Origin of the sequence: Pseudomonas sp. FP603 (assembly GCF_030687415.1) — a bacterium.
Lineage (GTDB): Bacteria > Pseudomonadota > Gammaproteobacteria > Pseudomonadales > Pseudomonadaceae > Aquipseudomonas > Aquipseudomonas wuhanensis.
In genome coordinates, this window is the sequence record NZ_CP117431.1 from 5,788,667 (window position 1) to 5,815,100 (window position 26,434).

Genomic DNA, 26,434 nt, shown 5'->3' on the forward strand with positions numbered 1-26,434 from the left:
TGCACACAAACTGGGGTCTTGGGAGACGCCACCTGTGTTGCAGGTTTCGGCGGTCTGTCTTCGTAATACTCCAAAACATGTGACAGAAAAAAGCACTTTGACGTTTTTTTGAAGTTTATTTTTCAGAGTGACGAATAGCCCTTGGCGTGCAGGCAATGTGCCGTTAAAGTCGGAAGTCCGCCTGCACCGATTTCTCTCCAGAAATCGCCCCTCCCCCAATGTTTACGGCCTGTCGCAGTTTTCAGCGAAACGCGTCCTGACAGTCTGCCCAACCGATCCCGCTTGGCGCCGTTTGCGTAATGAGCCAAGGCATCGCCGTTTTCAGCGCATCCTGCTTCACATTGAAATTGATCACCCCGTGCCGCCACAGCAGCATCAGGGTCAACACCCGTTGTGCGCTCTGGCTGCCCTTGAGCTTGCCGGCGCCATCCTGGGCATCGATATCCCACAATGCCACCTGCAAGCCCTGAGACGTGAAGAAGCCTTCAGCATCGGATCGACGTTGACCATCGGGCGGGCGAAACAACGGGACGTAATTCTCCGGCAGCTTGCCTTTGACCAGCTCGGTGCTGCGTCGCACCGAGTCCTGCCAGTCCTGCCAGTGGCTGTGGGAGCGAAACTCCCAGCCTTGCACGCCAACGCATTGCTGCGAATAAGTCCCTTGCAGGCTGGCCACAGAACGCTCGGCCAGACGGGCCTGCATGTCCTTGCCGAGGACGAAGAACGTAGCGCTCATGTTGGATTTGCGCAGGTACTCGGTGACCCAGGCCGTGTTATCTGGCGTGGCATTGGCGGCGCTGTCGAAGGTCAGCAGGAACAGCCGGTCATTCATGGCATCGCCATTACGCTCATAGTCGCCAAAACGATCGACTTCGCTGCTGGTCTGCGGGAATAGCGCGGCCTTGCGTAACTGCTCGTCCAGGTACTGGGCGTGGAACAACCGGCTCGGCTCGGCCCACTTTATGTAATAGCTGTCGTCGCTCACCTGAAACTTGGCCGCTTGCTCACGCAAGGTGGCCATGTCCTCGACCAGGAAACAGAAGGAAGCATCCTGATCGCAACTCTGTTGGGCGAAGTTGTAATTGCTCAGCAAACGCTGCCACATGCGTTGGCGCAGCTGGTTGACCGAGTCCAGATTGAGGGTGCGCAGGCCCAGGCGTTGAGCCAGGCTCGCTTCATCCAGCGACTCACTGGCCAGCAGAACCCGGGCAAACATGAGGATTTCGGCCCGCGAGGCGACGTCGAACAGCGTCGGGTTACTGAGCTGTTCAGGCCAGGTGCTGCGATCAAGCGTCGCCACATCGCCCGGCGCTGCCATGGCGCCGAAGCTCAAGAGCCAGGCCGAGAATAGAAAAACGATACGCAATGGGATGTCTCCATAACAAAACCCGCGCGGCACTATAGCCGATCGCCTTCACATTACCGCAGCAGCACCGAACTCATTGTGGCGAGGGAGCTTGCTCCCGTTGGGCTGCGAAGCAGCCCTCAAACCGACAAATACATTCCCTTAGAAAAACACATGCGCCTGTATTGCGACCGCTTCGCGCTCGAGCGGGAGCAAGCTCCCTCGCCACAGGATCTCCCTCTGCTACAAAACCTGGTTACACCACCGATCACCTATGGACTTGATAGCTGGAGTCAACGCAGACAACCCCCTAGAATCGCCGCCACGATTAAAGGAGACGACTTCATGCTGATGGTGATTTCCCCCGCCAAGACCCTCGATTACGAAACACCGCCGGCGACCCAGCGCTTCACTCAGCCGCAATACCTCGACCATTCCCAGGAACTGATCCTGCAACTGCGCGACCTGACACCGGCGCAGATCAGCGAGCTGATGCACGTCTCCGACAAGATCGGTGGCCTCAATGCCGCGCGTTTCGGTAGCTGGACCCCAGCCTTCACCCCAGCCAACGCCAAGCAGGCCTTGCTGGCATTCAAGGGCGACGTGTACACCGGCCTGAATGCACAAACCTTCAGCGAAGCCGACTTCGATTACGCCCAACAACACTTGCGCATGCTCTCCGGCCTGTACGGCCTGCTGCGTCCTCTGGACCTGATGCAGCCCTATCGGCTGGAGATGGGCACCAAACTGGCCAATGCCCGTGGCAAGGACTTGTACGCCTTCTGGGGGACGCGGATCAGCGAATGGCTGAACGAAGCCTTGGCCGATCAAGGCGATGACGTGCTGCTGAACCTGGCCTCCAACGAGTACTTCTCGGCGGTCAAACGCAGTGCCCTGAACGCGCGCATCATCAACACCGAGTTCAAGGATCTGAAGAACGGCCAGTACAAAATCATCAGCTTCTACGCGAAAAAGGCCCGCGGGATGATGAGCCGCTTCGTCATCGAAGAACGCATCAATGACCCGGTCGCCCTCAAGCAGTTCGACGTTCAGGGTTATCGCTACAGCGCCGAACAGTCTAAACCGGACAATCTGGTGTTCCTGCGCGATCACGCACCGGAGTAATAGAGCCTGCACTAAGTCAGCGCACGACACCCATTACTTCGTCGTGCGCGTTCCCTTTGATCGTCGAACAATCCCTTCCTTTTCGCCGCTTTATTGGCGCCAATATTCAAGCACTCCATTTTCTAACTTTAGTTTCACTCGACATTGAACATTTTTTTCAGTAGTGGCACTGAAAAATTTTACGCGTAGTGGCAAAAAAATATCCAAACCAACAATCACCCCATATATCAAGGCCCAAACGGCAAGTGCTATCAATATGAGAGCAGTGCCATCTTTTTCAATATTGCAAGAAATTTCAGAATTCGCGATGGGTGGACAGGAACTATGTCCAAATGCGCCGCTCATACCACCGGTAACGATTCTCTCGGTGATTGTGCGAGATAACTTACACAGACAAGGGATCCATGTAGCGAAGTTGTCATACTTACTTGGGCTTACTGATCACTTATTTGGGCAACACATGAAGGACAGGAGATAACGCACCATTACTATCCCCTACAAGGCCACGGCTGCGCCCCTATAAACGTGCTCACCTGAGCACCCAACCGCTTGATTTACGGGCTTTCGGGCCTGGCATTGAGCGCGCAAAACCTTTGCACCGAAGTCTTCGGAAAAGAGGATCGGCTGCATAACAGGGCAAGTCATAACAATAAGGCCTGGTTGCGCACACCTTGAGTGCACTTATTTAGACACTCGGAACTTAGTATGCCTGCACACGGCATTGTGGCGCCTTTAAGTCGCACTTGCGAGTGCACTATGACCGCTGAACACCATTAACTCCGGCCATGTAATGGCTTGATAAACACAGAGGTAATTGCGATGCGCATCAGCATATTTGGTTTGGGTTACGTCGGCGCAGTATGTGCCGGTTGCCTGTCTGCACGGGGCCATGACGTCGTTGGCGTCGATGTTGCCAAAGACAAAATCGATATGATCAACGCCGGCAAATCGCCGATCGTTGAACCGGGTTTGGGCGAACTTCTGCACAAGGGTATCGAGACGGGCAAATTGCGCGGCACGACCAACTTCGCCGAGGCGATTCGCGACACCGACCTGTCGATGATCTGCGTCGGTACGCCGAGCAAGAAGAACGGCGATCTGGAACTGAACTACATCGAAGCCGTGTGCCGCGAGATCGGTTTTGTCCTGCGTGACAAGACCACCCGCCACACCATCGTGGTTCGCAGCACCGTACTGCCGGGCACCGTGGCAAACGTGGTGATCCCGATCCTCGAAGACTGCTCCGGCAAGAAAGCCGGTGTCGATTTCGGCGTTGCAGTGAACCCTGAGTTCCTGCGTGAAAGCACCGCGATCGCCGACTACGACCTGCCACCAATGACCGTTATCGGCGAGTTCGACAAGGCCTCGGGTGACGTTCTGCAATCGCTGTACGAAGAACTCGACGCACCGATCATCCGCAAGGACATCGCCGTTGCCGAGATGATCAAGTACACCTGCAACGTATGGCACGCCACCAAGGTGACCTTCGCCAACGAGATCGGCAACATCGCCAAAGCCGTCGGTGTCGACGGTCGCGAAGTGATGGAAGTGGTCTGCCAGGACAAGACACTGAACCTGTCCCAGTACTACATGCGCCCAGGCTTTGCGTTCGGCGGCTCTTGCCTGCCAAAAGACGTCCGCGCCCTGACCTACCGCGCCGGTTCCCTGGACGTGGAAGCACCGCTGCTCAACTCGCTGATGCGCAGTAACGTGTCCCAGGTGCAGAACGCCTTCGACATCGTCTCCAGCCATGACAAACGCAAAGTCGCCCTGCTGGGTCTGAGCTTCAAGGCCGGCACCGACGACCTGCGCGAAAGTCCACTGGTTGATCTGGCGGAAATGCTGATCGGCAAGGGCTACGACCTGAGCATCTACGACAGCAACGTCGAGTACGCCCGCGTTCATGGTGCGAACAAGGATTACATCGAGTCGAAGATCCCTCACGTCTCGTCCTTGCTCAACTCCAACTTCGACGACGTGATCGCCAACTCTGACGTGATCATCCTCGGCAACCGTGACGAGAAATTCCGCGCCCTGGCGCTGGAAGCTCCACACGGCAAGCAAGTGGTCGACCTGGTTGGCTTCATGTCCAAAGCCACCAGCGTGAGTGGCCGGACCGAAGGCATCTGCTGGTAACACCTTCCCCGTAGGAGCCAGGCTTGCCGGCGAACCAGGCGACGTGATGTGTCAGGTCCGCCGCCTTCGCGGGCAAGCCTCGCTCCTGCAGGTCTGATGAGATCGACTTGGCTTTCTACGCCTGCCTTAACCCCATCGGGCCACCCCACAGGCTCGCCCGAGATCGAGACGGATGCAGATTATGCACAGGCTAAAGCACGGCCTACTTCAGGCCGCCGGTTGGCTGTTTTACCTAAGTTTACTGATGGGCATCGCCATGGCGCTGCCTGCGTCCACGTTCGACTCCGAGTCGAAGGACTTCATCTTTCTGATCGGTATCGTCGGTATCTGGCGCTACTCGATGGGTGCCACGCACTTTCTGCGCGGCATGCTGTTTCTGTACGTGGTCTACCCGCACCTGCGGCGCAAAGTGCGCAAGCTGGGCAAAGCGGCAGACCCGTCCCATGTATTTCTGATGGTCACCAGCTTCCGTATCGACGCGCTGACCACCGCTCAGGTCTACAGCTCGGTAATCCGCGAGGCCATCGACTGCGAACTGCCGACCACCGTGGTCTGCTCCATCGTCGAAATGTCCGATGAGCTGCTGGTCAAGAGCCTCTGGAAACGCATGAACCCACCACCACGGGTCAAGCTCGACTTCGTGCGCATTCCCGGCACCGGCAAACGCGATGGCCTTGCCTACGGTTTCCGCGCCATTTCACGCCACCTGCCGGACGATCGCGCCGTGGTTGCCGTGATCGATGGCGACACCGTATTGGCCGAAGGCGTTGTGCTCAAGACCGTGCCGTGGTTCCAGATGTTCGGCAATGTCGGCGGCCTGACCACCAACGAGTTCTGTGAAGTGCGCGGCGGCTACATCATGAGCGAATGGCACAAACTGCGATTCGCCCAGCGCCACATCAACATGTGCTCCATGGCCCTGTCCAAGCGCGTGTTGACCATGACCGGCCGGATGTCGGTATTCCGCGCCACCGTGGTCACCAATCCGGACTTCATCGCCGATGTGGAAAGCGACTCGCTGCAACATTGGCGCCTGGGTCGCTTCAAGTTCCTGACTGGCGATGACAAGTCGAGCTGGTTCAGCCTGATGCGCCTGGGCTACGACACCTTCTACGTGCCCGATGCGGCGATCAACACCGTGGAACACCCGCCGGAGAAGAGCTTCATCAAGGCCAGCCGCAAACTGATGTTCCGCTGGTATGGCAACAACCTGCGACAGAACTCCCGCGCCCTGGGCCTGGGGATGAAACGCCTCGGCCTGTTCACCTCCGTGGTGCTGTTCGATCAGCGCGTGTCGATGTGGACGTCCTTGCTGGGCCTGACCGTGGCAATCCTCGCCACCTTCAAGTACGGCAGCGCGTTCATCCTGGTTTACCTGCTGTGGATCGGCATCACCCGCCTGATCCTTACCGTGCTGCTGTCCTGTTCCGGTCACCGGATCGGCCCGGCCTACCCGGCGATTCTCTATTACAACCAGATCGTCGGCGCGCTGGTGAAGATCTACGTGTTCTTCCGCCTCGATCAACAGTCCTGGACTCGCCAGCCCACTTCTCTGACCCGTGATCTCGCCAGCTTTCAACGTTGGTTCAACACTTGGTCGTCTCGGACCATGACCTTCTCCGCCGGCAGCATTTTTGTCGCCGTGCTGCTGCTGATGGTCTGACCGAACTCGCCTGAATTAACTAGGAAATCGCCCATATGAATACCGCCGTCAACTCCAACGTAGTGCACGAATCCGAAGCCCAGCGCCAACACGCTCGTGTGAAAATCCCGGCCAAGCTGCGTTTCTTCGGTCCAGACCGGACTCCGGTTGAAGCCCGGGTCATCGACCTTTCCGCTGGCGGCCTGGCGTTCAACGCCGGTCAGCTGCCGCTGAAGGTCGGCGATGTGCACAAGGCCCGCCTGCAATTCGTGATCGATAACCTCGGCCTGGCCATGGACGTGGAATTGCAAATCCGCTCCGTCGATCGCCAGACCGGTCGCACCGGTTGCCAGTTCCAGAACCTGGAGCCCCGTGACATTTCCACCCTGCGCCACTTGATCACCTCGCACCTGGCTGGCGACATCGTCAGCGTGGGTGAAATGCTGGCGACCCTGCAGCGCGACAACTTCACCAAGGCGCGCAAGGTCAAGGATGGCGGCCACGGCATGACCCCGCTCGGGCGCCTGAAAGCGGTGACCTTCAGCGCCGGTATTTTCGTGGTCGGCCTGGTGGCATTCGGTTTCATTTTCAAATCGGTGTACGGCATGTACTTCGTCAGCCACGCCCAGGCCGGTCTGGTCAGCGTGCAAGGCATGAACATCACCATGCCCCGCGACGGCACCGTGCAGAGCCTGATCAAGGCTGACGGCGTTGCCGCCAAAGGCGCACCGCTGGCGACCTTCAGCACCAGCATGCTCGACGTACTCAAGGGCCATCTGGACGAAGACCAACTGAAACCGTCCAAGGTTGAAGAGCTGTTCGGCAAGCAAATGACCGGCACCCTGACTTCGCCGTGCGATTGCACCGTGTCTCAGCAACTGGTGGCTAACGGTCAGTACGCCAGCAAAGGCGACGTGATCTTCCAACTGGTGCCGCGCAACACCGAAGCCAACGTTGAAGCACGCTTCTCTTATCGCCAGTTCGACGATGTGCGTCCAGGCACCACCGTCAGCTTCCAGATCGCCGGTGAAGACCAAACCCGTACCGGCAAGATTGTCAGCAGCACCAGCCTGAAAAGTGCCGACCTGTCGTCCGACATCCGCGTGCAGATCAAACCTGACGAGCCACTGGACAGCGCTTTCGCCGGTCGCCCAGTGGAAGTGAACAGCACTCGTGGCCCGAACCTGAACTGGCTGATCAACAAAGCCATGGCCGCCGGTCTTTAAACAGAGGACATGCCCGTGACCCTATTCAGTCTCCTGAAAACACCGCGAACCCTGTGGGAGCGGGCTTGCCCGCGATCGGAACAACGCGGTCTTTCTGAAGTACCGAGTCGCCTGAATCGCGGGCAAGCCCGCTCCCACAGTGGTTATGTGGTGTGCTCACTCGCGCTGGCCGTGAGCCTGGCCGGCTGCGCCGGCCTGCCCGACCAGCGTCTGGCCAATGAAGCCCTCAAGCGCGGCGACACCACGCTGGCGGCGCAGAACTACCAGCAACTGGCAGACCTGGGTTACAGCGAAGCTCAGGTTGGCCTGGCCGATCTGCAAGTCGACAGCCGTGACCCGGCGCAAATCAAAAAGGCCGAGGCGACTTACCGCGCCGCGGCCAGCGTCTCGCCGCGGGCTCAGGCTCGCCTGGGTCGTCTGCTGGTGGCCAAACCCGGCGCCACCGAAGCCGAACATCACGAAGCCGAAGCGCTGTTGAAAAAAGCCTCGGCGAATGGCGAAGGCAACACCCTGATCCCGCTGGCAATGCTGTACCTGCAATACCCGCACAGTTTCCCGAACGTCAACGCGCAGCAGCAGATCAGCCAATGGCGCACCGAAGGCAAACCGGAAGCCGGTCTGGCGCAAGTGCTGCTCTATCGCACCCAGGGCACTTACGACCAACACCTGGATGACGTGGAAAAGATCTGCAAAGCGGCGTTGAACACCACCGACATCTGCTACGTCGAACTGGCCACGGTCTATCAGAAACGCGGCCAGCCAGAGCAACAGGCCGAACTGATCAAGCAGATGCAGGCCGCTCAAAGCCGTGGCGTCGTCTCTGCGCAACGTGTGGACAGCGTGGCCCGCGTGCTGGGCGACGCAAGCCTGGGCAAGACCGACGAGAAAACCGCTCAGTCGCTGCTCGAAGGCATCGCACCTGGCTATCCGGCGTCCTGGGTCAGCCTCGCGCAATTGCTCTACGACTTCCCTGAACTGGGCGACGTCGACACCCTGATGAAGTACCTGGACAACGGCCGCGCCGCTGATCAGCCGCGTGCCGAACTGTTGCTGGGCAAGCTCTACTTCGAAGGAAAAATGGTGCCCGCCGACGCCAAGGTCGCCGAAGAGCACTTCAAGAAAGCCGTCGGCCGTGAGGTCGCCGCCGATTACTACCTCGGTCAGATTTACCGTCGTGGTTACCTGGGCAAGGTCTATCCGCAGAAGGCTCTGGATCACCTGCTGACCGCTGCACGCAACGGCCAGAACAGCGCCGATTTCGCCATTGCCCAATTGTTCTCCCAAGGCAAGGGCACCCGGCCCGACCCGGTCAACGCTTATGTCTTCAGCCAATTGGCGAAGGCTCAAAACACCCCGCAAGCCAATGAGCTTGCGCAAACCATCGAAGCGCAACTGCCGCCTGACCGGCTGGCCGAGGCCCAACGCCTGCTGAAACAAGAGCAGGCCATTCGTAGCGCTGTGAGTTCGGACACGCTGGAACTGCACGCCCTGCAAGAAGAAGACGGCGAGGAATCCCTATGAAGCTCAATCCATTCGTGAAGGCCGGTATTGGCCTGACATTCGCCCTGCTGTGGTCGTGCCCGACCCTGGCAGCCCTGACCGAAGACAAGAACTTCGGCCTCGAAGTCAAAGTTACCGGCCAGTCCGAAGACGACCGTGACCTGGGCACTGCCAGCGGCGGCGACGTTTCCGGCGTCGGCCTCGACCTGCGTCCATGGGTATACGGCGAAAGCGGCGCATGGAGCGCCTACGCCATGGGCCAGGCCGTGACGTCCACCGACATCATCGAAACGGACACCCTGCAACAGTCCGACAGCGACGGTACCCAGACCACCGACAACGGTGATCGCAAAACCAAGAAGAACTACCTGGCGATGCGCGAGTTCTGGGTCGGCTACAGCGGCCTCACGCCCTACCCTGGCGAGATCCTCAAGCTCGGTCGCCAACGCCTGCGCAACGACGATGGCCAATGGCGCGACACCAACATCGAAGCCCTGAACTGGACTTTCGACACCACCCTGTTGCGCGCCAACGTCGGTATCGCCGAACGCTTCAGCGAATACCGCACCGACTTGAAAGAGCTGGCGCCCAAGGACAAGGATCGCCTGCACGTTTTCGGCGACGTTGCCGGCCAATGGTCGCCGGGTAACTGGGTCGGCATTCGCGGTCATCACACCCACGATGACGGCAAGCTCGACTATCCGGAGCCGGGTGTGGCCGGCGATTCGCTGGATAAAAAGCAGAACGGCGACATCAGCTGGCTCGGCCTTACCGCCGACAGCGATGCCTACAACTGGCGCAACACCAACACCGTCAATTACTGGGGCAGCATCACCGGCATGAGCGGCGACACCGACACGGTCAACCCGCTGAACGCCGATGGCACGCGTCCGACCGAAGCCAAACGTGGTGAAGACCTCAATGGCTGGGCCACCGATATCGGCCTGCGTTTGCGCCTTGATCCGCAGTGGCAAGTCGGTGCGGCGTATGCCCGTGCCAGCGCCGAGTACGAACAGACCGGCCTGGAAAGCAATCGCTCGAACTACACCGGTACACGCTCGCGGGTTCACCGTTTCGGCGAAGCCTTCCGTGGCGAAATGAACAACATGCAGACCGCTACCCTGTTCGGCTCGTGGATGCTCAACGACGAATACGACGCCAGCTTGATCTACCACAAGTTCTGGCGCGTCGACGGCAACAAGCCGGTGGGCAGCAATGGCATCAACGCCGTCGAAAACAACACCGACGACGTGACCGGCGCGATCCTCTCCAGCACCTCCCTGCCGCTGGAAGATGGCAACAAGGACCTCGGTCAGGAAATGGACCTGGTGGTCACCAAGTACTTCAAGCAAGGCCTGCTGCCAGCGTCGTTGAGTCAGTCGATCGATGAGCCGTCGGCACTGGTACGGTTCCGTGGCGGTGTGTTCAAGCCTGGCGATGCGTATGGCAAAGAAGTCGATTCGTACATGCACCGCGCGTTTGTCGACGTGGTCTGGCGCTTCTGATGCAAACCGCGAAGGGAGTGCCCGACATGAACAGTGCCAAGAAAGGCTCGATCAGCCTGCTGGCCGGCGCGCTGCTGCTCGCCAGCGCAGCCGCCTTCGCCACCGTCGAACCGGCCAAGCCTGTGCAACAGGGTAAATCGACGACCATGGCCAAAGGGCTGCAACAGGCCAAGACCTACACCGTCAGCAGCGCGCCAACCGCGCCGCTGGACCTGGCCAAGCCGAAACTGCCGGACACCTCTGGCTACACCAGCGACGCCATCGCCGCGAAAATCGTGCGCACCCAGCCCGGCAAAATCAGCGTGCGCCGGATGATGCAGGAAAACGCCCTGAAGGACTTCATCGGCGGCGACAACAAGATGGCCGAGTGGGTGGTGCGTCAGCACGGCATCCCGCAGGCGATCTTCATCGACGACGGCTACATGAACCTCAAGGATCTGACCAAGAAGCTGCCCAAGCAGTACTTCAGTGAAACTTCGCCGGGCGTGTTCCTGGCGAAGCTGCCGATCGTGGTCGGGCAAAAAGGCATCCTCGAAATCGACAAGCAGACCGAGGAGTTGCGCCTGTCCCAAGAGGCCGGTTCGTTCCTGGTCAACGACGGCCAGCTGTTTGTGCGTAACACCAAGATCACCGGTTGGAGCGAGAAGGCCAACGGCCCGGCGGCCTTCAAGTCGCCCAAGGAATTCCGTCCGTTCCTGCTGTCCTGGGGTGGCACCGAGACCTACATCGCCGACAGCAAGATCGCCAGTTTCGGTTACGCCAACAGTAAGTCCTATGGCGTGAGTATTTCCCAATACACGCCGAACATGGCCAAGGTGCTCAAGCGCCCTGAACCGTCCGGCTGGATCATCGGCTCCGAGTTCTCGGACATGTGGTACGGCTTCTACTGCTACGAAACCCGCGACTTCGTGGTCAAGAGCAACACCTACAAAGACAACATCGTCTACGGCATCGACCCCCATGACCGTTCCCACGGTCTGATCATCGCCGACAACACGGTGTACGGGACCAAGAAGAAGCACGGGATCATTATTTCCCGTGAGGTCAACGACAGCTTCATCTTCAACAACCGCAGCTACGACAACAAGCTGTCGGGCCTGGTGATCGACCGTAACAGCGTGAACAACCTGATCGCCTACAACGAGATCTACAAGAACCACACCGACGGCATCACCCTCTACGAGAGTGCCGACAACCTGTTGTGGGGCAACAAGGTGATCAGCAACCGACGCCACGGCATTCGTATTCGTAACAGCGTGAACATTCGCCTGTATGAAAACGTCTCGATGGCCAACGGCCTGACCGGTGTCTACGGGCACATCAAAGACCTGACCGACACCGACCGGGACATCAAGCTCGATCCGTTCGACGCTCAGGTGTCGCTGATCGTGGTCGGTGGTGAACTGGCCGCCAATGGCAGCGGACCACTGTCGATCGACTCGCCGTTGAGCGTGGAGTTGTATCGCGTATCGATGCTCGCACCAACCAAATCCAGCGGCATCAGCTTCTCGGGGATTCTCGGCGAGCGCCAGGATGAAATTCTCGACCTGCTGGTGCGCCAGCAGAAAGCCGTGCTGATCGACCCTGTCGAACGCCAGACCGAAATGCGGGACTGAGGATAATTTTATGCACTCACACTTGATCAAATTACTCAGCCTGTCGGCCCTGACCGCGGGCATTCTCGCGGCCAGTGGTGGCGTACGTGCCGAAGACGCCAAAGCACCCAGCTTCAAGGCCGAGGATTGCTGCAGCCTGTGCCCCGCCGCCCATGACCCGAAGAACTACACCACCCGCTATCAGCAGAACTTCACCACGCTCGTGCAGGCGCAGGGCGATTGGCTATTCCGTACGCAAGAAGACTTGCGCACCGAGTTCGACACCACGCCCGCTGGCTACAAACGCATGAAACAACTGCACGATGCGTTCAAGAGCAAAGGCGTGGAACTGGTCATCGTTTACCAGCCGACCCGTGGCCTGGTGAACCGCAACAAGCTGAACCCGGCCGAGAAGGCGAGCTACGACTTCGACAAGGCGCTGAAGAACTACAAAACCATGCTCGGGCGTTTCGCGCAGATGGGTTACGTGGTCCCGGACCTGTCGCCGCTGACCAACGAATCGTTGCCCGAGACCCTGCCAGCCCACGACTTCTACTTCCGCGGCGACCAACACTGGACGCCGTATGGCGCCCAGCGCACAGCGAAAATTGTCGCCGAGAAGGTCAAGCAATTGCCGGCCTTCGCCGACGTTCCCAAGCGTGAATTCGAGACCCATAAGTCGGGTCGCATGGGCAAGACCGGAACGTTACACAACATGGCTGGTCAACTCTGTGGCACCAGCTACGCGATCCAGTACATGGATCAGTTCACCACCGAGCCAAAGGGCGAAGCGGGCGATGGCGATCTGTTCAGTGATTCCGGCAATCCGGAAATCACCCTGGTCGGCACCAGCCACAGTGGCAAGAACTACAACTTCGCCGGTTTCCTCGAAGAGGCCATCGGCGCCGACATCCTCAACGTGGCATTCCCCGGTGGTGGCTTCGAAGGTTCGATGCTGCAGTACCTGGGCAGCGAAGAGTTCCAGACCAAACCACCGAAAATCCTCATCTGGGAATTCTCGCCGCTTTATCGCCTCGATCAGGAAACCATCTACCGCCAAATGATGGCGCTGCTGGACAACGGTTGCGAAGGTAAAGATGCACAGATGAGCGCCAGCGCCACGCTGAAACCGGGCAAAAACGAATTGATGGTCAACAGCAAGAACCTGGACCTGCGCAACAGCAGCCACCAGGTCGACATCCGCTTCGCCGACACCTCGGTGAAAACCTTGCAAGCCACCCTCTGGTACATGAATGGGCGCCACGAGGACATCAAGATCGAAAAACCGGAAACCTCCGATACCGACGGGCGTTTCGCCTTCGAGTTGCGCACGGACGAAGACTGGGCCTCGCAGAATCTGCTGGCCGTCGAAGTCCAGGGGCCTGAAAAAGCAGGTGCCGCGCCTCAGAAAGTCGAAGCGAAAATCTGCAAACGCAACGTGTTCTCCGGCGCCGGGCAGCGTACCGCTCAAGCCGGGCAATGAGGCTACCTCTTATGAACTGCATGCAAACCCGAACGCTGAAAAAGTTACTCGCGCCCTCCCTGCTGACGCTGGCGATGTTCGCCGGCGCCACCCAGGCCGCCGCGCCACTTCGCCCGCCCCAGGGTTACTTCGCGCCCATTGAAAAAGTCAAAACCGGTGGCAAGAGTGAAGGCTGCGACGCGATGCCGACGCCCTACACCGGCGCCCTGCAGTTTCGCAGCAAATACGAAGGCTCCGACAAGGCCCGTTCGACCCTGAACGAGGCATCGGAAAAAGCCTTCCGCGAGACCACCGCCGACATCACCAAGATTGAGCGCGCGACCAGCAAGCAGGTGATGCAGTTCATGCGTGACGGTCGTCCGGAACAACTGGAATGCACCCTCAACTGGTTGACTGCCTGGGCCAAGGCTGACGCGTTGATGTCCAAGGACTTCAACCACACCGGCAAGTCCATGCGCAAATGGGCCTTGGGCAGCATGGCTTCGTCCTATGTACGCCTGAAGTTCTCTGACTCGCATCCGCTGGCGACCCACCAGCAAGAAGCGCAAGTGATTGAAGCCTGGTTCAGCAAAATGGCTGATCAGGTGGTCAGCGATTGGGACAACCTTCCGCTCGAGCAAACCAACAACCACTCGTACTGGGCCGCCTGGTCGGTGATGGCCACGTCGGTCGCCACCAACCGCCGCGACCTGTTCGATTGGGCCGTCAAGGAATACAAGGTCGGCGTCAATCAGGTCGACGCCCAAGGCTTCCTGCCCAACGAGCTCAAGCGCCAGCAACGCGCCCTCGCCTATCACAACTATGCCCTGCCGCCACTGGCGATGATCGCCAGTTTCGCCCAGGTCAACGGTGTCGATTTGCGCCAGGAAAACAACGGTGCCTTGAAACGCTTGGGTGATCGCGTGCTTGCAGGCGTGGAAGACCCGGATGAATTCGAGGAGAAGAACGGTAAAGAACAGGACATGACCGACCTCAAGGTCGATTCGAAATTCGCCTGGCTCGAACCGTTCTGCTCGCTCTACACCTGCACGCCAGACGTGCTGGCGCAGAAACACAAAATGCAGCCGTTCAAGACCTTCCGCCTCGGCGGGGATTTGACCAAGGTCTACGACCCGGCCAGCGAGAAAGGCAACAAGGGGAGCTGACAAAAATCCCCCTGTGGAGTTCGGTTAAATGTGGGAGCTGGCTTGCCTGCGATAGCGGTTTATCAGTCGACATCAATGCTGAATGTCAGACCGTAATCGCAGGCAAGCCAGCTCCCACAGGGACCCGGTTCCAATAGCGAAAAAGTAATACAACCCACCTGATTTTTCATGGGGGGTTTGGGGGGGCCTTGGCCCTTGACTGTTGGTTAAACATGGAGAGATCGGGATGGTATTTTCATCCAACGTGTTCCTGTTTCTGTTCTTGCCGATCTTTCTCGGCATGTACTACTTGAGCGGAATACGCTATCGCAACTTGCTGCTGCTGATCGCCAGCTACGTGTTCTACGCCTGGTGGCGTGTGGACTTCCTTGCGCTGTTCGCAGCCGTCACGCTGTGGAACTACTGGATCGGCCTGAAAGTCGGTGCGGCAGGCGTTCGGACCAAACCGGCCCAGCGCTGGCTGCTCCTGGGCGTCGGGGTGGATCTGTGCATCCTCGGCTACTTCAAGTACGCCAACTTCGGTGTGGACAGTATCAACGCGATGATGACCTCGGTCGGTCTGTCGCCGTTCATCCTGACCCACGTGCTGTTGCCGATCGGGATCTCGTTCTACATCTTCGAGTCCATCAGCTACATCATCGACGTCTACCGTGGTGATACCCCGGCGACCCGCAACCTGATCGACTTTGCCGCATTCGTGGCGATCTTCCCGCACTTGATCGCGGGCCCCGTGTTGCGTTTCCGTGACCTGGCCGACCAGTTCAACAACCGCACCCACACCCTCGACAAGTTCTCCGAAGGTGCCACGCGGTTCATGCAGGGCTTCATCAAGAAGGTCTTCATCGCCGACACCCTGGCGGTCGTGGCCGACCATTGCTTCGCCTTGCAGAACCCGACCACGGGCGACGCCTGGCTCGGCGCCCTGGCCTACACCGCGCAGCTGTACTTCGACTTCTCCGGCTACAGCGACATGGCGATTGGTCTGGGCTTGATGATGGGTTTCCGCTTCATGGAAAACTTCAAACAGCCGTACATCAGCCAGTCGATCACCGAGTTCTGGCGTCGCTGGCACATCAGCCTGTCGACCTGGTTGCGTGACTATCTGTACATCACCCTCGGCGGTAACCGTAAAGGCACGCTGATGACTTATCGCAACCTGTTCCTGACCATGCTGCTCGGTGGTCTGTGGCACGGCGCGAACATCACCTACATCATCTGGGGTGCCTGGCACGGCATGTGGCTGGCGATCGAAAAGGCCCTCGGCCTGAATACCTCGCCGCGCAGCATCAACCCGATCCGTTGGGCGCTGACCTTCCTGCTTGTGGTCATGGGCTGGGTGATCTTCCGCGCAGAAAACCTGCACGTCGCCGGTCGCATGTATGGCGCGATGTTCAGCTTCGGCGAATGGTCGCTGTCGGAACTCAACCAGGCCAGCCTCACCGGTCTGCAAGTGGCAACCCTGGTGGTGGCTTACGCAACCCTGGCGTTCTTCGGCATCCGTGATTTCTACACCAACCGGCCACCGGTCAAGACCAAGCCTGCTGCCAACGTCGAGGCCGATGGCCCTGCCGCGGCTACTCCTGGAATGATCAAAGCCGTACCGGGTGACAACCCGGCCAGCATCCACGAACCGGGTTACACCGTCGGCGTTGACGCGACTGTGCAACCGGCCTACTGGACCGCTGACTGGTCCCGTTACGTGATGCGCGCCCTGGTACTGCTGCTGTTCATTGCCTCGATTCTCAAACTCTCGGCGCAAAGCTTCTCGCCGTTCCTTTACTTCCAGTTCTGAGGGATCTGACTATGACCCGCTCATTACGCATCTTCTACATCGCCCTGTTCCTGGTGACCTTGCTGGTCCTGGGCGTGTGGTCGGTACGCAGCTTCTTCGGCTTCAGTACCAACGCCGATGCGACCGTGCTCAACGGTCGCTGGAGCAAAGCCGTCGAGACGCACTACGACGACGAGTTCCCGATCAAGCGCCTGGGCACCAATCTTTGGGCCGCGCTGGATTTCAAACTGTTCAATGAAGGTCGTCCGGGCGTGGTGCTCGGTCGCGATCAGTGGCTCTATAGCGATGAAGAGTTCCACCCGATCGTCAACGAAGAGTTGAACCTGCAAGGCAACTACGCGCTGGTCGAAGGCGTGCGCCAGGAACTGAAAAAGCAAGGCGTGCAACTGGTGATGGCGATTGTTCCGGCCAAGACGCGTCTGTACCCGGAACACCTGGGTGAAGCGAAGCCGGCGAGTATCCACGCCAACCTGTACAAGGACTTCCACGCTCGTGTGGCGGCCGACAAGATCCTCGCCCCTGACCTGCTCGGCCCGCTGCAAAAGGCCAAGCAAGACGGTCAGCAAGTGTTCCTGCGTACCGACACCCACTGGACCCCGGAAGGCGCGCAAGTCGCTGCCCAGGCCCTGGCCAAAACCATTGCCGACAAGGCACCGCTCAGCGGCGAACCGCAAAACTTCGTCACCGAACCGGCGGAGAAGGTGACGCACAAGGGCGACCTGCGGTTGTTCCTGCCGCTGGACCCGCTGTTCGAAAACCTGATGCCGGCGCCAGAGCCTTTGCAGAAGCGCAACACCGTGACGGCCCAGGACCAGCCTGCCGGCGATGACGCGTTGTTCGCCAACACTGAAGTGCCGGTGGCCCTGATCGGCACCAGCTACAGCGCCAATCCGAACTGGAACTTCATCGGCGCGCTGAAAGAAGCGCTGCACAGCGACGTGGTCAGTTACGCCGAAGACGGCCATGGCCCGATTCTGCCGATGCTCAGCTACCTCAAAAGCGATGCTTTCAAGAACAGCCCGCCACAAGTGCTGATCTGGGAGTTCCCTGAACGATATCTGCCCGTGAACAACGAAATCGGCGACGCCGACCCGCAGTGGGTCGCAGAGCTTAAACAAGCCGGCGCACGCCAACAAAACGTAGCTGCAAACACTAAATCCGAGACGCCCGACCGGGCGCAAAACTGAAAGAGAGGTACACCATGACTTTCACTACTACTCCTCGCCGTCTCGCCAAGACCTTTGCTCTCGTCGCCGGCATGAGCGTGCTGTCGATGCAAGCCTTCGCCGGTGACGGCGCACTCTACGGCCCGACCGCACCCAAAGGCTCCAGTTTCGTGCGGGTCTACAACGCCGCTAACGCTGAAGTCAGCGCCACTGTTGGCACCACCAACCTGAGCGAAGTCGCGCCGCTGTCCAGCACCGACTTCAGCTTCATGCCGGGCGGCGATTACAGCGCCAAGGTCGGCAGCCAGACCCTGCCGGTGAAACTGGCCGGCGACCACTATTACACCCTGGTCAACAACGCCAGCGGCGCACCGCAACTGATCGAAGAGCCGCCGTTCAAGAACAAGCAGAAATCCCTGGTGCGCGTGCAGAATCTGAGCGATAAGGCCCTGACCCTGAAAACCGCCGACGGCAAGACCGAAGTCGTCCCGTCCGTAGCTGCCAAAGGCCGTGGCGAGCGTGAGATCAACCCGGTGAAAGTCAGCCTGGCGCTGTATGACGGCGCCACCAAAGTCGGCGACGTGAAGCCGGTTGCCCTGGAACGAGGCGAAGCCGCGGTGCTGTACGTCACCGGCAGCGGCAGCAGCCTGTCGCCAGTGTGGGTGAAACGCCCGGTTTCGACGCGCTAACACATTTGTCGGATTGACCCATATCCCTGTGGGAGCCGGGATTGCCCGCGATGCAGACAACTCGGTGCAACAGATACTCCGAGGTGATGCCATCGCAGGCAAGCCAGCTCCCACAGAGGACCGAGGCGTCAATTCGGACACGGAACAAGAACAAGAGTGAAACGACAGAACGCAGTAGCTCTGACCCAATCGATTTAAAGGAGTAACAACATGATTCCGGTGATCTTGTCAGGTGGTAGCGGCTCACGTCTTTGGCCGCTTTCGCGTAAGCAATTCCCCAAGCAATTCCTCGCCCTGACCGGCGAACAAACGCTGTTCCAGCAAACCCTCGAACGCCTGGTGTTCGAAGGCATGGACACCCCGATCGTGGTGTGTAACAAGGAACACCGTTTCATCGTCAACGAACAGTTGAGCGCCCGCAACCTGGACGTGCAGCGCGTGCTGATGGAACCCTTCGGCCGCAACACCTCGCCAGCAGTGGCCCTGACCGCAATGATGCTGGTCAATGAAGGTCGCGACGAGTTGATGCTGGTGCTGCCGGCCGACCACGTGCTGGAAGACCAGAAAGCCCTGCAACGCGCCCTGGCCCTGGCCACCGTAGCGGCCGAGCGTGGCGAAATGGTGCTGTTCGGCGTGCCGGCGACCAAACCGGAAACCGGTTACGGCTACATCAAGTCCACCAACGATGCCCTGCTGCCGGAAGGCGTCAGCCGTGTCTCGCACTTCGTCGAAAAACCCGACGTGAAACGCGCCACCGAGTTCGTCCAGTCCGGTGGTTACTTCTGGAACAGCGGCATGTTCCTGTTCCGTGCCAGCCGCTTCCTCGAAGAACTGAAAAAACACGATCCGGACATCTACGACACTTGCGTGCTGACCCTGGAACGTAGCGCACAGGATGCCGACACCGTCGACATCGACCCCGCCACCTTCGCCTGCTGCCCGGACAACTCCATCGACTACTCGGTGATGGAAAAAACCCAGCGTGCCTGCGTGGTGCCGCTGACCGCAGGCTGGAGCGATGTCGGTTGCTGGTCGTCGCTGTGGGAAGTCAATAAAAAAGATGCCAACGGTAACGTCACCAAAGGCGACGTGGTCATCCAGGACAGCAAGAACTGCATGATCCATGGCAACGGCAAACTGGTGTCGGTGATCGGCCTGGAAAACATCGTGGTCGTCGAAACCAAGGACGCCATGATGATCGTCCACAAGGACAAGGTCCAAGGCGTCAAACAGATGGTCAACACCCTCAATGAGCAGGGTCGCAGCGAAACCCAGAACCACTGCGAAGTCTATCGCCCGTGGGGCTCCTACGACTCGGTGGACATGGGCGGCCGCTTCCAGGTCAAGCGCATCTCGGTCAAGCCAGGTGCGTGCCTGTCGCTGCAGATGCACCACCACCGCGCCGAACACTGGATCGTGGTCAGCGGCACCGCCGAAGTGACCTGTGACGAAAACGTGTTCCTGCTCACTGAAAACCAGTCGACCTACATCCCGATCGCCTCGGTCCACCGCTTGCGCAATCCGGGCAAGATCTCGCTGGAAATCATCGAAGTGCAATCGGGCAGCTACTTGGGTGAAGACGATATCGAGCGTTTTGAAGATATCTACGGTCGCTCCACCCCGATCGAGCGCGGCGTGTCGGTGAAAACCATCGCGCAGTAACGAGCAGCAAAACAAGCCCCCGTCCAGCCCGCTGCGTCTCCTATCCGCAGTGGGTTGGGCGGGGGCTTCTTACATCCGGGTCATCATGGTTGAAAAGATATCCATTGATTGCTCTTCGCCGGCCTGTAAGCAACGATGAAGGCGCTCGGAATTGGAGTAATGAAGGTCATTTCCACCGTCAATGGCGGAATCATCGCAACGAATTTGGACTGATCGAGCGTGTTACCACTCATCAAAAGTCTGGTATCCAACCTTCCTTTGGGAGTGAATTTGAAAGGCGACCCGAGCCCCAGCGTTTGATCATTGACGGCTTGCTCTTTCAAACCCGGAATTTCCATCCGGTAGAGGTAGGCTCTCGTGTCACCGTACCCTCCTGAGTCTTCATCCATGCCGGTGGACACGTAACCCGCAATGGGACTTCTAACGTGCTCCTGGGCCTGGGTGTTAATCCCTTTGGTCACAGCGGCTTGCCTGAACTCTTCTTTGATTTTTGGCCCTCTGTTATCCCTGGGGAAAAAACCACCCGCTGTACGGATCTGGTCGGGGGTACGATCGTCCCCCCTCATAGCCACAATCCCCCCTTGTTGACCAATCAACAATGAATGCGAGCCGACAACCATTGAACCGGTCGCATATGAAGGGAGTGCCCCTGTCGACGGAGACGCCGTGGGTAAGGCAACTGGCGCCGGTGGTCGTGGGGGAGCTTCCTTTTTCGCTGGCGCAGCTACATTCATCTGAACCGGGCTGGATTGCGTGGGCACGGGTGGGCGGGGCGGAGGAGCAGACGGAAGAGTTCCCGGCCTCGACGGGATCGGAGGACGTGCAGGTGCCGGGGCCCCGGATACATTGGCTCCATTAAAAAGCCCGGTCATTCTTGCAACTAAACTGCCATTTGCCTTGTTGGGATTAAGCCCGTTTTCATCAACCAGGCTTACCGGGTTGTTTCGAACCATCCGATACAGGTTCAAACCGTCAACTGTTCCTGCCGGATCCGGATTCAACCATCGCTGCAACCACGAGATGTAAAAGCGGTATCCATAGTAATAAAGCCCGGTCGCATCCCGCTCCTTGCCCGAGTAACGAATGGTTTTGTAGCTCGCTTCAATCATGTCAGTGCCGGCAAACCACGCCGTCTCGCCAAAGGGATAGTAGGTTTCCCAGCTGATGATTCGCGCGTCGCCTGCCAATTCCAGGGTGCAAGAGTTCAGGTGATCAACCAGGCCGTAGCGGTACTGATCGTTGCTGATACCGGACTGTGGAGTTGTTTCCCAATGCAGCACACGCACGCTATTGAGTCCCGCCTGGGCGGTGATGACCTGCAGCACCTCTCCGGTTCCACTCTCGGTACGAAGTTCCAGTCCCGGCAAGTAACGCACTTCAGCCGTCACGGTGCGGGCATTGGTCTGCAACGAGCGAATTTTACGTACCCGCTGGCCACCGCCATCGTAGAGATACGACTCTCGGTCATTGAGCCCGGAAGCGCGTTCCACCGGGCTGACCGATTGCAGTTGATTGCGCAGAGCCCACGCCAAGACGCGTCCCTGATCCAGCTCCAGCAAATTGCCGTTGGTGTCGAACGCGGTAGCGATTTGTTCTTCGGTGGGCGGCACGCCGTTGCGCCAGGGCAAGCAGCGATTACTGTATCGGGCCACTTTCAGGTCGCGCCCGTGGTTTTGCGCGCCAACGTGGGTCAGTTTCAGCAGATTACCGCCTGCATCGTAGCTGTAGGTCTGCCGGTAATTGCTCACCGCCGCCGGATCGACCCGTCCAATCGATGCCGGTCCCTGATTGGCGCTGCCTGCCTCCCAACCAGAGGCTTCGATCAACTGATAGAGGCTGTCATAGTTGAAGCGACTGACCGGCTCGATACGCTGGTTGGCGAAGTAACGCACTGGCAGAGCCTTATCCTCGATGCTCAAGACATTACCCATCCGGTCATAGTCGTAGATCAGATGCTGCAACATCCCCGCACTGGCATCCTGTGACCTGCGTTCCATCAATAAGCCGTCTTCAGGGCGGTAACAGAGGGTTGTTTGCACAGCATTGCCGGCGGTTTCGTGCGCAATTTGTCCCTCTGCGTTGTACTGAATATCGCTGACCAGCATTTGCCAGGTAGTCAGTCCCTGAAGTTGCAAACGCGCCTCACGCAAGCGACCGTCCTGGGTCAGCCTGAAGGCCTGATGGTTTCCCCTGGCATCGATCTGTTCCAGCACATCGCCCACCGGGCCGAAACTCCACGTCGAGGCGGCCCCCACCCCCGGTTCAAGCAGCCGCTGGCGATCGGCTTCCAACTCCGGCCAGTCAGGCGTAACAGGGGCCAGGGTGAAGTGACGAACTTGCTTCACGCATTGGCCGGTGATCGAAAATGCCTCGAACAACACCGTCCCGGCGGGATCATCATGACGGATCAACTGCCCGCATTGATTCTGCTCACCATGATCGGAACCGCCATACACCATGCGTTCAACAGACCTTCGCGGCTCAGTTACGCCCTGCTCAAACACCGCCACCGGACGAAGCTGGTCGTCATATTCAACCTCGCGTCGCGTGCCTCGGCTGTCCCATCCCAATAAAACCTCATCACCCAGGCCAGGCAGGTTGAGCTGCCAACCAGCATCGACGCTGTCAGTGAGCAGCGCGTTACCCGACAACGAAAACGCTGTCGTGAGATTGGCGGGTGTCAGCGGCTCTTCTTGTGACAGCGCCCAAAGCCGTGGATCCCAATGTTTTACCGCACGCCCTGTGGCACCGTAAGCGGTACGGTTGATACGTGCCTCAGCAGGGACGTTTTCGACGGTGCGCCAATAATCGACCGAACGGATCGTCAAGCCGCGCGGATCGACGATCGTCAGTTTGGGTGTTTTATGATGCATTCCCATTGCCACCACCCGCCGAAATACAGCCCTGTTGACCAATGTCTTCTAACGTATCGAGAGCACTACGGACTACTGTCAGAAATTACAGTACCGACCAGCGGTACCCTCCTTTGCACGCCGAATGTCCATTCCTGCGCCCCTTCGGTAGGATGGTGTCCATGAGTTCACGGAGCATTCATTCATGTTCATCGGCGTCCTGCTGGTCATCACCTGGCTGATCCTGCTGCTGCGCTATCCGGCCAAGGCCGTGCCGGTTTCCATGGCCGCCGCGGTTGGATTGGGCCTGGTGGCGGTGTGGGTATTCTGGCTGGACACCCGCGAGGTCAAGCAACTGGCGCGCCTTGAGCTGCGTATCGTCTACGCGCCCGAGCACTGCCCGGCGGATCGCCCCTTGAAGCTGACGATGAACAACGGCAATGATGTGCCGCTGACCGAACTGCGCTGGCGCATCGCCGCTTATGCACCGGGCGATACGGTCAATCTGGCTGACAATCAATACACCGCACCGCGCTATCGCGGGCCCGGCGAATTGCAGGCCGGCGGCAATTGGGAAGACTGCCTGCCAATGCCGCCCCTGCGCCCCGGTTATCGCCCGCAAACCCTGGAGTTTCGCGCCGAGCGTTTGCAGGGTAGTTTCTCCGACTGATCCTCCCTTTTTTTGCACAAGGACCGCGCCATGCCCGTTGCGTTGATTACCGGTTGCTCCAGCGGCATTGGCCGCGCCCTCGCCGACGCTTTCAAAAGTGCCGGTTACGAAGTCTGGGCCAGCGCCCGCAAGGCTGAAGACGTAGCCGCTCTAACCGCCGCCGGTTTCACCACCGTGCAACTTGACGTGAATGATGGTCCGGCACTCGAGCAATTGAGTGAGCGGATCAATCAGCAACGCGGCGGCCTTGATGTGCTGATCAACAACGCCGGCTATGGCGCCATGGGCCCCTTGCTCGACGGCGGTGTGCCGGCCATGCAGCGGCAATTCGAAACCAACGTGTTTGCAATCGTTGGCGTGACTCGCGCGATGTTCCCGGTGCTGCGTCGCGCCAGGGGCCTGGTGGTGAACATCGGCAGCGTGTCCGGGGTTTTGGTCACGCCGTTTGCCGGCGCCTACTGCGCTTCGAAAGCTGCGGTGCATGCCTTGAGCGATGCGTTGCGCATGGAACTGGCACCGTTCGGCGTGCGGGTCATGGAAGTTCAGCCTGGGGCCATCGCCTCCAGCTTCGCCAAAAATGCCGGTCAAGAGGCTGAGCAACTGATCACCGAGCAGTCGCCATGGTGGCCACTACGTGAAGGTATTCGTGCACGGGCCAAGGCGTCTCAGGACAAACCGACGCCGGCCAGTGAATTTGCCGCCGGTTTATTGAAGGCCGTGCAGCAGCATAAACCGTCGCGTCTGGTGCGTTTGGGTAACGGCAGCCGGGCGTTGCCGTTGATGGCGGGGTTGTTGCCCAAGGGGCTGTTGGAGTCGGGGTTGATGAAGCGGTTCGGGTTGCGCGGGCAACTTTGAGACCGGCTTGCCCGCGACGACGTCAGACCAGATGCTTCAGAATTTCAGGAATCAAACATGACCGACTACACCGAATACTTTGACGAAGTGATCCAGGCCCACGTAGCCATCGAGCAATGGTTGGCCGAAGAGCGAGACGAGTCCGAGCTTGAGCTATTGCTGACGCGTTTTTCGCCGCAGTTTTCCATGATCTCGCCGTTGGGCCGGGTGCTGGATTTCGAGGCGTTGAATGAATTGTTTCTGCTGGCGGGCGGGAAGAAACTCGGGTTCAGGATTGAGCTCAGCGAGTTGCGAGGTGTCGCGCTGTACGACGGTGGCGCGGTGGTGAGTTACCGCGAGCAGCAGACTGATGCCACCGGCCTGCACTCGGATCGGCGCTCGACCGTGGTGTTTGAAAAACAGGCGTCCGGTCAGGTGCTGTGGCGGCATCTGCACGAAACTTTTGTTACCCATGGCGCACGTTCTGCCGCTTGAGCAAAATTCCCGCCATCCTCGCTACCTGTTAAATCTGACAGTAGACACCCGTCATATGAGCAGACCAGACTCATTCGGCAGGTAGTCGTCTCCATGAAGTCCCTTTGCCCATCAGTCTGTGGATGACCGGTGCGGTGATGTCGATGGAATACCCAACAACCGCTTCCAACCTTGAAAGCGTTGGGCGCCATCATGGCTCATCCAACTAAGTGGACTTCACTGGACAGAAAAATGAACACATTCGACCGTCAACACGCCGGAGACAGCGACCAGAGTTTTGGCGACAAAGGAAAGATCTCGCTCTCAACTCTACCTCATATCAATGGCACGGATCGTCACGTCAAAGGTCTCTGCGTACAGGACTCGGGGAAAATCATCGTCGGTGCCGTCGTGTCCCATGACGACTCTCGCGACAATGAAACCTTATACAACTCGGCTTATTACGGGCTGGCACGCCTGAATAAAGACGGAAGCCTTGATGAAACATTCGCGGACCAAGGTTTCGGATTCGGAAAATTCAAAGCGCCTTTTGACGCATCAGGCGGGAAAATACTGGAGCAGGATTCACGGACTTACATGCTGGGCTGGACTCATCTGGACGCAGACTCCGGCGAGCCTCCACCTCACTTGGTCATTTGCCGATTCACGGAACAGGGTGACCTGGACGAAGGCTTCGCAGTGCAGGGCAGGCAGATTTTCCGAAATCAAACAGGCGAAATATTCGTGCCCAACTCCGGTAACTGCGCTTTCCAGGGCGACAAAATTGTCATCAGCGCGACCTACCGCTCTTCGGGAAGCGAAACAACCCATTGCGTCCTGTATCGAGTGAACCTAAAAGGCCAGTTGGACACCAGTTTCAACAAAACCGGTCGCCTTGATTTCAGACTCAATGACACTGACCATGCGATAGCACTTCACGCCGTGGATATCCAGAATGATGAGAAAATCCTGTTGGCCGGCAGTGTCAAACAATCTGATCGCATGAAGGGTTTCTTTGCCCGCCTCAATAGTGACGGCAGCACTGACAAGACATTCGGCGATTCCAAAACACCAGGTTCCTACGTGTTGAATGTCGAGGAAGGAGACACCGTTATACAAGGTCTGATTCAGACAACGAATAACGGTTTCATTGGCTTCGGCAATTGTGGGCGCACCGGGAAGTTCATGAAGGGGCTGCTGATGAGAATGATGGCTGACGGTGTTCCGGATTTTCAGTTCAACTTGGGTCAACCTGTCCTGACGGTGTTTGACGAACAGACCGGGGACAACTGGCAGGCTGGCTTTCTGGATGCAGCGGAGAGGATAAATGTCGTCGGCAGTTACCAAAAACTGCATATCGCCCGCTTCCTGAGCAATGGCACTGTCGATAAAGACTTCGGCAACAATGGGTACATCGAAGAGGACACAGCGATCTCGGCTGAACCTGCGCTTCTACAGCCCCGAAGCAACTCGCAGTTTATTTTTGCCGGCAATACCGGCGGAATCGGTGGAGCATTTGGGGTGTTGTGCGCATACCTGAGCTGAAGTTCAAAAAACCCGCCTTCACCGAGGTGAGGGCGAGTCCGGTTCACA

Annotated in this window: 19 protein-coding genes; 17 read left to right on the top strand and 2 right to left on the bottom strand. The window is 58.7% G+C overall.

Annotated features, from left to right (window positions below; all coding sequences use genetic code 11):
- Positions 1-241 precede the first annotated feature (241 nt).
- On the bottom strand, positions 242-1,366 hold the full coding sequence (locus PSH65_RS26840) for a polysaccharide deacetylase family protein (protein WP_305423376.1): 1,125 nt from the start codon (positions 1,364-1,366) through the stop codon (positions 242-244).
- A 324-nt stretch (positions 1,367-1,690) separates the two neighbouring features.
- On the opposite strand from PSH65_RS26840, the gene yaaA reads away from it, so the two are divergent.
- The 13 genes from yaaA (at position 1,691) to PSH65_RS26905 (ending at position 20,011) form a co-directional block, all read left to right on the top strand.
- Complete coding sequence (gene yaaA / locus PSH65_RS26845) at positions 1,691-2,470, top strand: peroxide stress protein YaaA (protein WP_123501039.1); 780 nt, start codon at positions 1,691-1,693, stop codon at positions 2,468-2,470.
- A gap of 819 nt (positions 2,471-3,289) precedes the next feature.
- Complete coding sequence (locus tag PSH65_RS26850; RefSeq protein WP_305423378.1) at positions 3,290-4,606, top strand: nucleotide sugar dehydrogenase; 1,317 nt, start codon at positions 3,290-3,292, stop codon at positions 4,604-4,606.
- 181 nt (positions 4,607-4,787) lie between these two features.
- The gene (gene alg8, locus PSH65_RS26855; protein ID WP_370694671.1) at positions 4,788-6,269 is read left to right on the top strand and encodes a mannuronan synthase; all 1,482 of its coding nucleotides are present in this window, start codon (positions 4,788-4,790) and stop codon (positions 6,267-6,269) included.
- 35 nt (positions 6,270-6,304) lie between these two features.
- Entirely contained in the window at positions 6,305-7,474 is a 1,170-nt protein-coding gene (locus PSH65_RS26860; RefSeq protein WP_305423379.1) for an alginate biosynthesis protein Alg44, read from the top strand.
- A 9-nt stretch (positions 7,475-7,483) separates the two neighbouring features.
- A complete protein-coding gene (algK, locus tag PSH65_RS26865) occupies positions 7,484-8,995 on the top strand; it encodes an alginate biosynthesis TPR repeat lipoprotein AlgK (RefSeq protein WP_305423381.1) in 1,512 nt (503 codons plus the stop codon).
- The gene (locus tag PSH65_RS26870; RefSeq protein WP_305423383.1) at positions 8,992-10,479 is read left to right on the top strand and encodes an alginate export family protein; all 1,488 of its coding nucleotides are present in this window, start codon (positions 8,992-8,994) and stop codon (positions 10,477-10,479) included. The genes algK and PSH65_RS26870 overlap by 4 nt, the downstream gene beginning before the upstream one ends.
- Before the next feature lie 26 nt (positions 10,480-10,505).
- Entirely contained in the window at positions 10,506-12,095 is a 1,590-nt protein-coding gene (algG, locus tag PSH65_RS26875) for a mannuronan 5-epimerase AlgG (RefSeq protein ID WP_305423384.1), read from the top strand.
- A 10-nt stretch (positions 12,096-12,105) separates the two neighbouring features.
- The gene (locus tag PSH65_RS26880) at positions 12,106-13,557 is read left to right on the top strand and encodes an alginate O-acetyltransferase (protein ID WP_305423386.1); all 1,452 of its coding nucleotides are present in this window, start codon (positions 12,106-12,108) and stop codon (positions 13,555-13,557) included.
- Positions 13,558-13,568: 11 nt separating this feature from the next.
- Entirely contained in the window at positions 13,569-14,702 is a 1,134-nt protein-coding gene (locus PSH65_RS26885) for a mannuronate-specific alginate lyase (RefSeq protein WP_305423388.1), read from the top strand.
- A 226-nt stretch (positions 14,703-14,928) separates the two neighbouring features.
- The gene (locus PSH65_RS26890; protein WP_305423389.1) at positions 14,929-16,494 is read left to right on the top strand and encodes an MBOAT family protein; all 1,566 of its coding nucleotides are present in this window, start codon (positions 14,929-14,931) and stop codon (positions 16,492-16,494) included.
- An 11-nt stretch (positions 16,495-16,505) separates the two neighbouring features.
- Entirely contained in the window at positions 16,506-17,681 is a 1,176-nt protein-coding gene (locus PSH65_RS26895; RefSeq protein WP_305423390.1) for an alginate O-acetyltransferase, read from the top strand.
- Positions 17,682-17,695: 14 nt separating this feature from the next.
- The gene (locus tag PSH65_RS26900) at positions 17,696-18,349 is read left to right on the top strand and encodes an alginate O-acetyltransferase AlgF (RefSeq protein WP_305423391.1); all 654 of its coding nucleotides are present in this window, start codon (positions 17,696-17,698) and stop codon (positions 18,347-18,349) included.
- 210 nt (positions 18,350-18,559) lie between these two features.
- Entirely contained in the window at positions 18,560-20,011 is a 1,452-nt protein-coding gene (locus tag PSH65_RS26905; RefSeq protein ID WP_305423393.1) for a mannose-1-phosphate guanylyltransferase/mannose-6-phosphate isomerase, read from the top strand.
- An 83-nt stretch (positions 20,012-20,094) separates the two neighbouring features.
- Here PSH65_RS26905 and PSH65_RS26910 read toward each other — a convergent pair whose 3' ends face one another.
- Positions 20,095-22,890 (bottom strand): RHS repeat-associated core domain-containing protein, encoded by a 2,796-nt coding sequence (locus tag PSH65_RS26910; protein ID WP_305423395.1) that lies wholly within the window; start codon positions 22,888-22,890, stop codon positions 20,095-20,097.
- Positions 22,891-23,068: 178 nt separating this feature from the next.
- Here PSH65_RS26910 and PSH65_RS26915 point away from each other — a divergent pair, with 178 nt between their 5' ends.
- The 4 genes from PSH65_RS26915 (at position 23,069) to PSH65_RS26930 (ending at position 26,386) form a co-directional block, all read left to right on the top strand.
- Positions 23,069-23,533 (top strand): multidrug transporter, encoded by a 465-nt coding sequence (locus PSH65_RS26915; RefSeq protein ID WP_305423396.1) that lies wholly within the window; start codon positions 23,069-23,071, stop codon positions 23,531-23,533.
- 30 nt (positions 23,534-23,563) lie between these two features.
- Positions 23,564-24,388: an SDR family oxidoreductase gene (locus PSH65_RS26920; protein ID WP_305423398.1), complete on the top strand. Its 825-nt coding sequence runs from the start codon at positions 23,564-23,566 to the stop codon at positions 24,386-24,388.
- A 57-nt stretch (positions 24,389-24,445) separates the two neighbouring features.
- Positions 24,446-24,862 (top strand): DUF4440 domain-containing protein, encoded by a 417-nt coding sequence (locus PSH65_RS26925; protein ID WP_305423400.1) that lies wholly within the window; start codon positions 24,446-24,448, stop codon positions 24,860-24,862.
- 231 nt (positions 24,863-25,093) lie between these two features.
- The gene (locus tag PSH65_RS26930) at positions 25,094-26,386 is read left to right on the top strand and encodes a hypothetical protein (RefSeq protein ID WP_305423402.1); all 1,293 of its coding nucleotides are present in this window, start codon (positions 25,094-25,096) and stop codon (positions 26,384-26,386) included.
- Positions 26,387-26,434: the final 48 nt, after the last annotated feature.

What these genes read in the sequence shown, in the direction of transcription:
- yaaA (WP_123501039.1), top strand. Translation starts at nt 1,691, where the DNA reads ATGCTGATGGTGATTTCCCCCGCCAAGACCCTCGATTACGAAACACCG.
- PSH65_RS26850 (WP_305423378.1), top strand. Translation starts at nt 3,290, where the DNA reads ATGCGCATCAGCATATTTGGTTTGGGTTACGTCGGCGCAGTATGTGCC.
- alg8 (WP_370694671.1), top strand. Translation starts at nt 4,788, where the DNA reads ATGCACAGGCTAAAGCACGGCCTACTTCAGGCCGCCGGTTGGCTGTTT.
- PSH65_RS26860 (WP_305423379.1), top strand. Translation starts at nt 6,305, where the DNA reads ATGAATACCGCCGTCAACTCCAACGTAGTGCACGAATCCGAAGCCCAG.
- algK (WP_305423381.1), top strand. Translation starts at nt 7,484, where the DNA reads ATGCCCGTGACCCTATTCAGTCTCCTGAAAACACCGCGAACCCTGTGG.
- PSH65_RS26870 (WP_305423383.1), top strand. Translation starts at nt 8,992, where the DNA reads ATGAAGCTCAATCCATTCGTGAAGGCCGGTATTGGCCTGACATTCGCC.
- algG (WP_305423384.1), top strand. Translation starts at nt 10,506, where the DNA reads ATGAACAGTGCCAAGAAAGGCTCGATCAGCCTGCTGGCCGGCGCGCTG.
- PSH65_RS26880 (WP_305423386.1), top strand. Translation starts at nt 12,106, where the DNA reads ATGCACTCACACTTGATCAAATTACTCAGCCTGTCGGCCCTGACCGCG.
- PSH65_RS26885 (WP_305423388.1), top strand. Translation starts at nt 13,569, where the DNA reads ATGAACTGCATGCAAACCCGAACGCTGAAAAAGTTACTCGCGCCCTCC.
- PSH65_RS26890 (WP_305423389.1), top strand. Translation starts at nt 14,929, where the DNA reads ATGGTATTTTCATCCAACGTGTTCCTGTTTCTGTTCTTGCCGATCTTT.
- PSH65_RS26895 (WP_305423390.1), top strand. Translation starts at nt 16,506, where the DNA reads ATGACCCGCTCATTACGCATCTTCTACATCGCCCTGTTCCTGGTGACC.
- PSH65_RS26900 (WP_305423391.1), top strand. Translation starts at nt 17,696, where the DNA reads ATGACTTTCACTACTACTCCTCGCCGTCTCGCCAAGACCTTTGCTCTC.
- PSH65_RS26905 (WP_305423393.1), top strand. Translation starts at nt 18,560, where the DNA reads ATGATTCCGGTGATCTTGTCAGGTGGTAGCGGCTCACGTCTTTGGCCG.
- PSH65_RS26910 (WP_305423395.1), bottom strand. Translation starts at nt 22,890, where the DNA reads ATGGGAATGCATCATAAAACACCCAAACTGACGATCGTCGATCCGCGC.
- PSH65_RS26915 (WP_305423396.1), top strand. Translation starts at nt 23,069, where the DNA reads ATGTTCATCGGCGTCCTGCTGGTCATCACCTGGCTGATCCTGCTGCTG.
- PSH65_RS26920 (WP_305423398.1), top strand. Translation starts at nt 23,564, where the DNA reads ATGCCCGTTGCGTTGATTACCGGTTGCTCCAGCGGCATTGGCCGCGCC.
- PSH65_RS26925 (WP_305423400.1), top strand. Translation starts at nt 24,446, where the DNA reads ATGACCGACTACACCGAATACTTTGACGAAGTGATCCAGGCCCACGTA.
- PSH65_RS26930 (WP_305423402.1), top strand. Translation starts at nt 25,094, where the DNA reads ATGAACACATTCGACCGTCAACACGCCGGAGACAGCGACCAGAGTTTT.